The organism is Streptomyces sp. NPDC047130 (assembly GCF_040643475.1).
Classification (GTDB): Bacteria; Actinomycetota; Actinomycetes; order Streptomycetales; family Streptomycetaceae; genus Streptomyces.
The window spans coordinates 194,122-205,552 of sequence record NZ_JBEYUK010000011.1 but is presented as its reverse complement, the minus strand read 5'-3'; the positions used below and the strand labels follow the sequence as shown (position 1 = coordinate 205,552).

10 protein-coding genes and 1 tRNA gene are annotated in these 11,431 nt (G+C 70.9%); 5 read left to right on the top strand and 6 right to left on the bottom strand.

The window, feature by feature from the left end:
• Nucleotides 1-609: endo-1,4-beta-xylanase (locus ABZ836_RS16425; RefSeq protein ID WP_356139287.1), on the bottom strand; the 609-nt coding region annotated here is incomplete at its 3' end.
• A 1,174-nt stretch (nucleotides 610-1,783) separates the two neighbouring features.
• Between ABZ836_RS16425 and ABZ836_RS16420 the strand changes: the two genes are divergently transcribed.
• Nucleotides 1,784-2,095 carry a type II toxin-antitoxin system RelE/ParE family toxin gene (locus tag ABZ836_RS16420; protein ID WP_361142676.1) on the top strand — a complete coding sequence of 104 codons (312 nt, stop codon included), beginning with the start codon at nucleotides 1,784-1,786 and terminating at the stop codon, nucleotides 2,093-2,095.
• A gap of 9 nt (nucleotides 2,096-2,104) precedes the next feature.
• The gene (locus ABZ836_RS16415; protein WP_361142658.1) at nucleotides 2,105-2,455 is read left to right on the top strand and encodes a helix-turn-helix transcriptional regulator; all 351 of its coding nucleotides are present in this window, start codon (nucleotides 2,105-2,107) and stop codon (nucleotides 2,453-2,455) included.
• Between the two features lie 940 nt (nucleotides 2,456-3,395).
• Here ABZ836_RS16415 and ABZ836_RS16410 read toward each other — a convergent pair.
• A tRNA-Gly gene (locus ABZ836_RS16410) sits at nucleotides 3,396-3,469 on the bottom strand.
• 314 nt (nucleotides 3,470-3,783) lie between these two features.
• Here ABZ836_RS16410 and ABZ836_RS16405 point away from each other — a divergent pair.
• The 3 genes from ABZ836_RS16405 (at nucleotide 3,784) to ABZ836_RS16395 (ending at nucleotide 5,222) form a co-directional block, all read left to right on the top strand.
• Entirely contained in the window at nucleotides 3,784-4,008 is a 225-nt protein-coding gene (locus ABZ836_RS16405) for a hypothetical protein (protein ID WP_356139289.1), read from the top strand.
• Nucleotides 4,009-4,120: 112 nt separating this feature from the next.
• Nucleotides 4,121-4,696, top strand: a complete 576-nt coding sequence (gene dcd / locus ABZ836_RS16400) for a dCTP deaminase (RefSeq protein WP_356139270.1) — start codon at nucleotides 4,121-4,123, stop codon at nucleotides 4,694-4,696.
• A gap of 19 nt (nucleotides 4,697-4,715) precedes the next feature.
• Nucleotides 4,716-5,222, top strand: coding sequence for a phosphoribosyltransferase (locus ABZ836_RS16395; protein ID WP_356139268.1), 507 nt, complete (start codon nucleotides 4,716-4,718; stop codon nucleotides 5,220-5,222).
• A gap of 174 nt (nucleotides 5,223-5,396) precedes the next feature.
• On the opposite strand, the gene ABZ836_RS16390 is transcribed toward ABZ836_RS16395, so the two are convergent.
• The 4 genes from ABZ836_RS16390 to ABZ836_RS16375 form a co-directional block, all read right to left on the bottom strand.
• The gene (locus ABZ836_RS16390) at nucleotides 5,397-6,431 is read right to left on the bottom strand and encodes a YIP1 family protein (protein WP_356139266.1); all 1,035 of its coding nucleotides are present in this window, start codon (nucleotides 6,429-6,431) and stop codon (nucleotides 5,397-5,399) included.
• A 73-nt stretch (nucleotides 6,432-6,504) separates the two neighbouring features.
• Complete coding sequence (locus ABZ836_RS16385; protein WP_361142653.1) at nucleotides 6,505-7,974, bottom strand: FG-GAP repeat protein; 1,470 nt, start codon at nucleotides 7,972-7,974, stop codon at nucleotides 6,505-6,507.
• Between the two features lie 221 nt (nucleotides 7,975-8,195).
• Nucleotides 8,196-9,695 (bottom strand): FG-GAP and VCBS repeat-containing protein, encoded by a 1,500-nt coding sequence (locus ABZ836_RS16380; RefSeq protein ID WP_356139262.1) that lies wholly within the window; start codon nucleotides 9,693-9,695, stop codon nucleotides 8,196-8,198.
• Nucleotides 9,696-9,907: 212 nt separating this feature from the next.
• Nucleotides 9,908-11,389, bottom strand: coding sequence for an FG-GAP and VCBS repeat-containing protein (locus tag ABZ836_RS16375; RefSeq protein ID WP_356139260.1), 1,482 nt, complete (start codon nucleotides 11,387-11,389; stop codon nucleotides 9,908-9,910).
• Nucleotides 11,390-11,431: the final 42 nt, after the last annotated feature.

The window sequence follows — 11,431 nt, the reverse complement described above, 5'->3', positions numbered from 1 at the left end:
GTCGGCGGCACGCGCGGTGCGGAAGGCGACCTCGATCCAGTCGTTGCCGGTGCGCTGCAGGTTGGAGTCGCGGCGGGCGCCCGAGTTGCCGTCCTCGAACGCCTCGTTCACCACGTCCCACTCGGCGATCTTGCCCTTGTAGTGGGCCATCACGCCGTTGATGTGGTCGATCATCGCCTGGCGCAGCGTGCTGCCGCTGAGGTTCTGCATCCAGCCGGGCTGCTGGGAGTGCCAGGCCAGGGTGTGGCCGCGGACCCGCTTGCCGTTCTGCACCGCCCAGTTGTAGACGCGGTCGGCGGCGGTGAAGTTGAACTGGCCACGCTGCGGTTCGGTGGCGTCGATCTTCATCTCGTTCTCGGCCGTCACCGAGTTGAACTCGCGGTTCGCGATCGTCGTGTACGTGGAGTCGTTGAGCTTGCCCGAGGCGATCGCGGTGCCGAAGTAGCGGCCGTTCTGCGTGGCGGCGGCGCCGAGCGTGCTCTCGGCGGCGCTGGCGGTCGGCAGCCCGACCAGTGCGGTGGCCAGGCCGACGGCGCCGACGAGCAGCGCCAGCAGCAGGCCGCGGATCCTCCGGCGGACGTCGGATCTGGGGAGGGCGTACGAGCCCATGACTGTGCCTCCAATGCGGAAGTCGCGGATGAACGGCAGAGCGGAAGAACTGACGCTGAGGGACGAGGGACGAGCGCTGAGGGGCCGAGGGCTGAGGGGCCGGGGGCCGAGGGGCCGGGGGCTGAAGGGCCGGGGCCGGACCGGAAACGGGCGGCGCGGGTTCGTGCCCGTCAGGGACCTACGGCGGTCGTCGGCGGTGGTGCGGCTCGAGCATGGGGGGACCTCACCGTCGCGGCTCGGCCGGCGGGGACCCACGCGGCGTCGCCCGCCTCTTCCTCTTGGGAAGAGCCAGGACGCGCTGGTGCGAACCTCACCGGACCAGGTGATGTGTGGGGGGCGGTCGTGCGCGTGCTGCGGTGCGGATCTGTGGTGCCAGTGGTGCCTGTGGTGCCTGCAGGGGTACTAGTGGCCGTCCCGGGCCAGTCGTTCCAGTGGTGGATGATTGCGGTGCCGCAGGGGGCCGTCAATACGCCCGGCAGAAAAACATTTCTCTCCGGAGACCGAAACTTTCGAACCCCCGTTGTGCCGCTCGACGCCACTGGCGTTCCTGCCTGCGGAACCGTCATCCCAGGCAGGGGCAAGGGCGCGGCCGGATTTCCTCCCGCCTTTTCCCACGCGGAGCCGCCGGATCGGAACCGGATCCCGCCGTAGGGCCCCCGACCGCGCGGCGTGTGACACCGAGACATCCGAGCTTTTTCCGAAACATTTCGAAGCCTCCTCGCCACCGGTTCCGGACGGCTCACCTCGGCCCCCCGGCACCCGGCCGGAACCCGCCCCGGGTGGCAAGCAACCCACAGCTCCTTGGCGTGGGGCTCCAGGGCGGAGCGGGTGACGAGAATCGAACTCGCGCTCTCAGCTTGGGAAGCGACGGCGCTTGGGTGGTACTGGGCCTGTTTCCTGCGGTTTCGACGGGTATGACCTCCGCGGCAGGTGCCGGGGAACACCGCTACAGACCGTGGTTCTCCGCTCGTACGGGCACGGTAAGGGCACGACGCCCGGTCGCCTGGTCGAGAGACGGGTGGGGTGACCTGAAGGGCCTGCTCGGAGTTGTGCAGGAGGCGGACCATCGATGCCGGGTTGCGACTACGTACGGGGATCGTCAGCTCGTGGGCTTGACGGCTTACCGCGACTTAAGGAATAGGTCACTGATGAGTACGCGGAGTGGTTCAGGGTCCTGATCAAGGAGGACCTGGGATCGGCCTCCCAGGTCGCTCAAGCGGTTGCCGCACTGCGCGAGGCCGGCCCCACCTTGGGGCGTCCGCTCGTGGACCGTTTGAAGGGCTCCGAGCTGCACCACCTGAAGGAGCTGAGGCCCGGTTCCGGTGGACGTTCAGAGATCCGGATCATCTTCGCCTTCGACCCGACGCGCTCCGCGCTGCTGCTTCTCGGCGGAGACAAGGCGGGAAACTGGGAGCGCTGGTATCGCGACCACATCCCGCTGGCGGAACAGCTCTACCGCGAGTACGTGAGCGACGATGAGGACTGAGGAGTGGCCATGCCCAAGAAGGTTGCACAGGACTGGGCGGTTCTGGAGCAGGAGCTGTACGAGGCCGGTGTGAAGCCCGCCGATGTGGAGGCCGGCTCCCGTCGCCTTCTGGCCGAGGCGCGCGGTCACCAACTGGCCGAGGCGCGCCGGCAGTCCGGCCTTGCCCAGCGGGACGTCGCTACCCGAATGGGGGTCAGCGTCGCGAGGGTGTCCCAGATCGAGCACGGCGAGAGCGCCACCCTGGACGTCATCGCCCGCTACGTCGAGGCGCTCGGCGGGAGGCTCGATCTGGTCGCCGACTTCGGCGACCACACCCTGCGTATGCCGGCCAGCGGTGAGCAGGGTGCCGCGGCAGCGTAGCCGCGGCTTCAGTGCGTGTTGGGAGGTACCACAATCACCGTCAGCTGTGACGAACTGCTGGGCTGCCGAGCTCGATGACTCTCGGATTGCCAGCGATTGTGCCGCGGGCCTGTTCAGGCTGGCCCAAAAGCGGCGGACGTGAGAATGAAGTGCGCTCACAGTGAGCACTTCGACTGTTGTGCGAGGTGCGTGTCGCTTGGAGACATCACTCCTTCATAGGGCCGACGCGGAAGTGGTGAAAACAGTGCCTGGTGATGGCGTGTCACCGCGCCTCCAGATCGAGAGCTGTCTCATCGACTGCTAGGTACGTGTCTGTGGTTGCCGCCTCCAGATATCCCTCCAAGGAAGGGACCGAGGGCTCAAGGCTGAGGTCGAGGAGCTGCTGCCACGTGCACTCGTCCCCGTCCGCAAAGCCGCGTCGAACGGCTGTCAGGTAGCTGCTCCTCTGTTCAGCCCCGGGCTTCGGCCGCTTGCTGAGCGTATTCCGTGTCACTCACTTGCGTATCCTCGCCGTCGGCGATCCGACGAAGCGGCGGCCCCAGTGAATCGGCATCGGCCATGTGCAGCATTTCGCCGATGTTAGTCCCCGTCTGCAGGAACGTTGTTCGATGCCGGCCAAGGCCGCCATGCCCCCGCCACCTCTTCGCGTGATGGCCCTTTTGCAGGGTGCAAGGGGGAGCTATGCCTGACGAATACCGGTACGTCGAAAGCGTCGCGCGCAGACATCGTGATGTCGCTCGCCCCAAGTGGTGGAAGCACCTGCCCACTCTGCCATCGGTCACCACGTGCGGTCCCAGTAGCTGGCGCTTTGCTGGATTTCAGTGCAGGAGGGACGCCCGTGAGGCGCCTGGCCTCGACTTAGGGCACGCGGAGGGCGCGGAGCCCTGGAAATGGTCTGGACAACAAACAAACCCCAGGTCGATGACCTGGGGTTTCTCTCTGGAGCGGGTGACGAGAATCGAACTCGCGCTCTCAGCTTGGGAAGCTGATGTTCTACCATTAAACTACACCCGCCTGGACGCCGGTTCGTACCGGTGTCGGCGTCCATACTGTACCTCATCCGGGGCTCCGCGTGCTGATGCGCGGGGCCCCGCGGCGTTCCGGTGGCGGTGTGTCTCACAGGTGTGCGGACCGGCATGCGGGGCAGCGGAGTTGGGGCGTACGGTGGGCCGCGCGTCGAGGGTCCGCGGGGTCGGTCCGGGGGTCCGGGGCGGTCCGGTGCGGGTCGGAGTGCCGCGTGGAGGGCCGTCCCTTTGATCCCGTAATGTGGGGCTTCCTCGTCGGGTCCTCCTGTCCGGCGTGGCTCTTGGGGAAGGGATCTGAACGACTTGATGGAGCGCACCGTCGTCCGTTGTGCCGAGGGGCACGTGTTCACCGCGGCCTCGTTCCCGATGCAGCAGGCCGAGCGTCTCGGTCCTGGCCGGCTGCTGCGGTGTCCGCGCTGTGCGCGGCTGCGCAGTGCGGTACCGGTGGCCGTACCGGTGTCGGTGTCGGTGCCCGCGGCGGCGGCCGTGTCCGTGCCGCCGGTGGCCGGGGTGCTGCAGCAGCAGTAGGCGGCGAGCGGCCGAGCAGGCGAGCGGCCGGGCACGCGAGCGGAACAGCAGGCAAGGCGTCCCGCGGGGGCCGTCCGGGCGAGCCGGACGGCCCCCGCGTACTCTGTGCAGCGTGCTTCTCTCAGACCAGGACATCCGTGCCGAGATCGACAAGGGCCGGGTGACGATCGACCCGTTCGAGCCCGCCATGGTGCAGCCGTCGAGTATCGACGTCAGGCTGGACCGCTTCTTCCGGGTCTTCGAGAACCACCGGTACCCGCACATCGACCCCGCCGTCGAGCAGCCGGAGCTGACCCGGCTGGTGGAACCGGAGGAGGACGAGCCGTTCATCCTCCACCCCGGCGAGTTCGTGCTGGCGTCCACCTACGAGGTGGTGGGCCTGCCGGACGACATCGCCTCCCGGCTGGAGGGCAAGAGTTCGCTGGGCCGGCTCGGTCTGGTCACCCACTCGACCGCGGGCTTCATCGACCCCGGTTTCTCCGGCCACGTCACGCTGGAGCTGTCCAACCTCGCCACGCTGCCGATCAAGCTGTGGCCCGGGATGAAGATCGGCCAGCTGTGCATGTTCCGGCTGAGCTCCCCCGCCGAGTACCCGTACGGCAGCGAGCGGTACGGCTCGCGGTACCAGGGGCAGCGGGGCCCGACGCCGTCGCGGTCGTTCCTCAACTTCCACCGCACCCAGATCTGAGCGAAGGACACGGAACACCATGGCCGATGTGACGGACGTGCGGGAGAACCTGACCTACGAGGGCTTCGGCATCGCGGTACGGGAGCTGGCGCAGACGATCGCCGACGACGGGTACCGGCCGGACATCGTGCTGTCCATCGCGCGCGGCGGCGTCTTCGTCGCGGGCGGCCTCGCCTACGCGCTGGACTGCAAGAACCTCCACCTGGTGAACGTCGAGTTCTACACCGGTGTGGGCACCACCCTGGAGATGCCGGTCATGCTGGCGCCGGTGCCCAACCTGATCGACTTCTCCGACAAGAAGGTGCTGATCACCGACGACGTCGCCGACACCGGCAAGACGCTCAAGCTGGTCCGCGACTTCTGCCTGGACACGGTCGCCGAGGTGCGCAGCGCGGTGATCTACGAGAAGTCCCACTCGCTGGTGAAGTGCGAGTACGTGTGGAAGCGCACGGACGACTGGATCAACTTCCCGTGGAGCGTCGAGAAGCCGGTGGTCAGCCGGCCCGGGCAGGTGCTCGACTCCTGACGGGCACGGGCACGGGCACGGTCCCGGGCACGGGCACGGTCCCAGGCACGGACGCCGGCACGGGGCCCAGGCGCGGACCCGGACCCGGACCCGGCCCCGGAGACACGGAGGAGGCCCCCGGCCGCGTGCGGAACGCGGTCGGGGGCCTCGTGCGTGCGCGGCCGGAGGGCGGCGTCAGAAGGTGCCCAGCTTGACGATCGAGAGCAGCGCGATCAGCTGGATCGCGGAGGCTCCGAGCGCCTTCGGCCAGGGGAGCTCGTGCGAGCGGGTCACCATCAGGGTGAGGAGCGCGCCGCCGGCCAGCCAGGTCAGCCAGCCGAGGACCTGCACCACCGGGGCGTCGCCGCCCATGAACATGGCGACCAGCAGACGCGGCGCGTCCGAGATGCACATGATCAGCATGGACAGGCCGACCGTCGGCTGCCAGGCGCCGTTGCCGCCGAGCTGGCGGGCGACGGTGTGGGTGACCACGCCGAGGATGAAGGAGCTCAGCGTCATCGCCAGGCCGGTCGCCAGCACGATCGGGATCGCCGTACTGAGGGTGGCGTCGATCGCGTCCTCGCGGGCGCCGTCGAAGCCGAAGACGGCGAGCAGGCCGTAGACGAAGGCGACGGTGAGCGCCGGACCCCACATGCGGTAGTCGCGCATCCGCAGGAAGGTCTGGTTGGGGGAGAGGACGATGCCCTTCAGCAGGTCCTTCCAGTGCAGCGGCGGGCCGATCGGGCCCGAGGGGGCCTCCTCGCCGTACTGCCCGGCGTAGGGGTCCGCGTCGGGGTGGACGGAGAACGCCTGGGTGTGACCCGGGTTGTTCGCCGCGTACGGGTCGGGGCGGTGGGGCCGCCCGTGGCCCTGCGGGTGTCCGTGGCCCTGCGGGTGCCCGTGGGCCGGGCCCTGGTGGTGCCCCGGGTGGTGCGGGTAGGCCCCGTCGTCGAAGTACTCGGGCCCGTCACCTCCGGGCGCGCCGTAGCCGCCGCCGTACGGCGGCCGCTGGGCGCCCTGGGGCGGGTACCCGTACGAGGGCGGCCCGGCCGGCTGTCCCGGCCGTCCGTACGGCTGCTGCCCGTACGCCTGCTGTCCCTGCGGGGCGCGGTCGTCCCGCCCGCCGCGTCCGATCCTGAATCCAGCCACGTCTTCGAACGTACCTGGTGTTCCGGCCGGACGTGCGGGGACGAGGGGGCACGGGAGCGCTTTGCTGCCGAGATGTGACATCCCGTAAGGGGAGAGTCAGGGGAAACCCTGAGGCGGGCCGCCGACCGGGCGGCCCGCCCCCGGGTGAGGGCGATCAGTCGGCGAAGGTCTCGCCGAACTGCGGGTTGCCCGCCGTGGAGACGCCGACGGAGGTCGGGGAGACCGACCGCGACCCGGTGCCGGTGATCCTCGAGCCCGAGGAGGGCAGCTGGACGACGCTTCCGTTGGAGTTCTCGAAGGTGCCGACCAGCAGGTCCGCCCGGCCGTCGCCGGTGACGTCGTCCAGCTTCACGTCCCGGCCGAACTGGTCGTAGTCCTCGTTGGCGCCGGGGACGCCGGCGGTGTCCTGGTGGATCGCCTGGGCGCCGGTGCCCGTGATGCCCTTCGCGGAGCCGTAGAGCACCACCACGCTGCCGGCCCGGTAGGCGTCGCCCACGGTCTCCTGGATCGTCCCGACCGCCAGGTCGAGGTAGCCGTCCTTGTCGACGTCGCCCAGGTCCACGTCCCACCCGAAGCAGTCGCCCTCCTCCGAGGCGCCGGGGACGCCGGCGGTGTCCTGGGAGACCGCGGCGATCCTGCCGACGCCCGTGGCGGAGCCGTAGCCGATCCACACCTGGCCGCCGGTCGCCGTGTACGGCCAGGAGGTGCCGTCGGAGCTGGTGGTGGCGTGGTAGGCGCCGGAGACGACGTCGCCGTAGCCGTCCCGGTCGATGTCGCCGATGGCGCTGATGTTTCCGGGGCGCAGCTTCTGCACCGGCAGCGAGGACAGGCCGTCCGGGCCCCCGGTGTACAGGCGGTTGGTGAGGCCGTCGTCCTCGCCGAGCTGGCTTCCGGAGGTGACCAAGTCGGTGGCGCCGTCGCCGTTCACGTCGCCGGCGGTCAGGTCCGAGGGGTAGTAGCCGGTCGGTGTGCGCAGCGCGTAGCGGGTGCTGTGCGTGCCGGCCTTCGTGATGCCCTCGAAGACCTGCAGGGACTGGTCCCGGTCGAGGACCAGCAGGTCGTCCCGGCCGTCGCCGTCGAAGTCGCCGGCCGCGAGCGAGGAGCCCCACCGGTCCCCGCCGACGGGGTCGTCGATGTTCACCGCGTTCTGCCCGGAGAGGCCGGCGGCGGAACCCCAGAGGACGGTGACGGATCCGGCGTCGGCCCGGTCGCCGATGTCCTCCTTGGGGGCGGAGACGGCGAGGTCGTCGTAGCCGTCGCCGTCGAAGTCGCCGTGGGCGAGGTCGTCGCCGAAGGTGTCGTCGGGCTCCGGGGTGCCGGGCACGCCCGCGGTGTTCTGGGCGATCACGGTGCGCCTGGTGGCGGCCACACCGGTGCCGCTGCCGTACAGCACGACGATCTGGCCGGCCTCGGCGTGCCCGCCGACGTGCGTGCGGAAGCCGCCGAAGGCGGTGTCCCCCTTGCCGTCGCCGTTGAAGTCGGGCGTGGCCACCCGCGTGCTGTCGGCGGCGGTCGCGGGTGCGGTGGCGAGGGTCAGGAGGCCGCCGGTGAGGGCGACGGAGGTGAGGGCCGCCAGGGTGGTGCGGGCCGCCAGGGTGGTGCGGGTTCTGTTGCCGGGACGCAAAAGCACTCCTCGTTCTCGGCGGACGGGGCGGCGCGGCCGGGGGGCCGCGGCCGGAGGACGGACGTCCGCGCAGGAGCGGACATCCGTCGGGGACCAAGACCTCCGGCGGGGCCGAACGGTTGCCTCCGGTTCCGGGAACGGCGCGGCCGGGGCGCCTGCGAGCCGCGCCCCGGCCGGGGATGGTGAGCCTGCGGGCCGCCGGACCCGCTCGGTGAGCGGAGTCAGTCGGCGAAATTGACGCCGAAGCCCGGGTTGCCGGCGGTGGAGACGCCGACCGCGCTCGGGGAGATCGAGCGGGAGCCGGTGGCGGTGATCTTGCCCGTGGTGGTGTTCACGGGCAGGTACACGATGGAGCCGTTCGCGTTCTCCCAGGAGCCCGCCACCAGGTCGGCGCGGCCGTCGCCGGTGACGTCGTCCAGCTTCACGTCCATGCCGAGCTGGTCGCCGTGCTCGTTGCCGCCGGGGAAGCTCGCCGAGCCCTGGTGGAAGGACTGGGCGCCGGCGCCGGTGATGCCGTCGGCGGAGCCGTAGAGGACGACGACGCTGCCGGCGTCCTCGTAGCCGTCCACGTCCTCGCCGGGGACGCCGACCGCGAGGTCGAGGTAGCCGTCCTTGTCGACGTCGCCGAGATCCAGCTCGTAGCCGAACATGTCCGCGGTCTCCGAGGCGCCGGGCACGCCGGAGGTGTCCTGGGTGATGGACGTGATGTCGCTGACGCCGGTCCCGGTGCCGTAGGTGATCCAGACCTGGCCGCCGCGGGCGCCGTAGGGGGCCTCGCCGAACTCGTCGGCCTCGTCCCACTGGGCGCCGCTGACGATGTCGCCGAAGCCGTCCCGGTCGACGTCGCCGATCGCGGTGACGATGCCGGGGCGGAGCTCCTGGTAGCTCTCCGCCTGCAGGCCGGACTTGCCGCCGAGGAACAGGAAGTTGTGCGGGTAGCCGTCGTACTCGTCGAACTCGAGGCCGTCGACCACGAGGTCGGTGGCGCCGTCGCCGGTGACGTCACCGGCGTGCAGGTTGTACGGCGGGTAGTCCGGTATCTCGTTCAGCGGGTCGGGCTCCCCGGTGAACAGCGGGGTGACCACGCTGTACCAGCCGCCGGTGGCGCCCGCCTTGGTGATGCCGCCCTTGTAGACGTAGAGCAGCGTCTTGGTGGTGGTGGCCGCCAGGTCGGCCTTGCCGTCGCCGTCGAAGTCGCCGACCGCGAGGGTGCTGCCCCACTGGTCGTGCTTGGTGGAGGCCGGGTCGGCGACCGTGACGGATCCGCTGCCGGTCAGGCCGGAGGCCGAGCCCCACAGGATGGTGACCGAGCCGCCGTCCTTGTCGCCGGAGACGTCCTCGCCGGGCGCGCCGACGGCGAGGTCGTCGCAGCCGTCCTTGTTGAAGTCGCCGTAGGCGGTGTCCAGGCCGAAGTTGTCGCCGGCCTCGGCGGAGCCCGGAACGCCGGAGGTGTCCTGGCTGATCACGGTGCGCTTGGTGGCGGACACGCCGGTGCTCGTGCCGTAGAGGGCGACGATCTGGCCCGCCTCGGCCTTGCCGCCGACGGAGGCGTAGGCGGCGCCGGTGACGACGTCGCCCTTCTTGTCGCAGTTGAAGTCGGGCTTGAGCACGGTGGCCGCGTCGGCGGCGACCGCGGTGGAGGCGGTCGCCACGGTGAGCAGGCCGCCGGTGAGCACGGCCGCGGCGGCGGTCGCCAGGGCGGTGCGGGTTCTGTGGTGCACGTGGATCCCCCCAGGTCGCACGGGGAGCGCGGGCGGTGCGTCCCCGGAGAACGAAGCGGCCGAGTGCGGCCGGCAGTGATCAAGACGGGTGAACGGAGGGGATGGTTGTGCTGAGCCCCCGAACACGTGGGTGACGGATCGGCCGGGGCGCCGTGGTGGCGCCCCGGCCCCGGGTGGTGGTCCGGCCCCGGGTGGTGGTCCGGCTCCGTCGGTCAGTCGGCGAAGGTCCAGCCGAAGCTGGGGTAGCCGGTGGTGGAGACGCCGACCGAGGTCGGGGAGATGGAGCGGGAGCCGGTGGCGGTGATCTTGCCGCCGCTCGCCGGCAGGTAGAGGACCGCGCCGTTCTCGTTCTCGTCGGAGCCGGCGATCAGGTCCGCCCGGCCGTCGCCGGTGACGTCGTCCAGCTTGACGTCGACGCCCAGGAAGTCCCAGGTCTCGTTGTTGCCGGGCACGCCCGCGGAGCCCTGGTGGAAGGACTGCGCGCCGGTGCCGGTGATGCCGTCGGCGGAGCCGTAGAGGACGACGACGCTGCCGGTGTCCGCGTAGCCGTCCACGTCCTCGCCGGGCACGCCGACCACCAGGTCGAGGTAGGCGTCGCCGTTGACGTCGCCGAGGTCCAGGTCGGCGCCGAAGGCGTCCTCGGTCTCCGAGGCTCCCGGGACGCCCGCGGTGTCCTGGTTGATGTTGCTGGTCCTGGCGATGCCGTCGGCGGAGCCGTAGGAGACCCACACCTGGCCGCCCTTGGCGGCGCCCGTGACCGGCACGCCGTCCAGGGTGTCGTCCCAGCCGATGCCGCTGACGATGTCGCCGTACTTGTCCCCGTTGATGTCGCCGATACCGGTGATCAGGCCCGGGGCCAGGCGCTGGTGGCCCTCGGCGGTCAGGCCGGAGGCGCCGCCGAACACGAGGATGTTCTGCTCCGGCGTGTAGTGGTCCGCGGTCGGGTCCGGCTCGCCGGGCTCGGGCACGCGGTCGCCGTTCACCACCAGGTCGGTGGCCCGGTCGTTGTTCACGTCGCCGGCGTGGAGGTTGTAGGCGCCCCAGTACAGCGGCACGTCGACGGTGTAGCGGCCGCCGGTGCCGCCGGTCTTGGTGAAGCCGCCCTTGAAGACGTGCAGGGAGCTGTCGGCGGCGCCGACGGCCAGGTCGGTCCGGCCGTCGCCGTCGAAGTCGCCGGCGGCCAGGGTCGCGCCCCAGTACCGCTCGGTGCCGGCCGCCGGGTCCTTGAGGGTGATCGCACTCGTGCCGGTGAGGCCGGAGGAGGTGCCCCACAGGACGGTGACCGAGCCGGCGTCCTCGCCCGCGGTGGCGTCCTCGCCCGGCGCGCCGACGGCCAGGTCGTGGTAGCCGTCGCCGTTGAAGTCGCCGTAGGCCATCTCGGCGCCGAAGGCGTCCTCCGCCTCGGCGGCGCCGGGGACGCCGGCGGTGTCCTGGCTGATCACGGTGCGCTTGGTCGCGTTGACGCCGGTGCTGGTGCCGTAGAGGGCGATCACCTGGCCGGCGGAGGCGTACCCGTTGACGTGGGCGTCGGCGGCCGAGGTGGCCACGTCGCCCTTCTTGTCGTTGTTGAAGTCGGCCTTCGCGACGACGGTCGCGTCCGCGGCGACGGCCGACGCGGCGGTGAGGCTCAGCAGCCCGCCGGTCAGCGTGGCCGCGGTCACCACGGCCAGGGCGGTACGGGTCTTCTGGTGCACGTGGGTCCCCCCATGTCACGCGGGGAGGACGCGGTGGCGCGT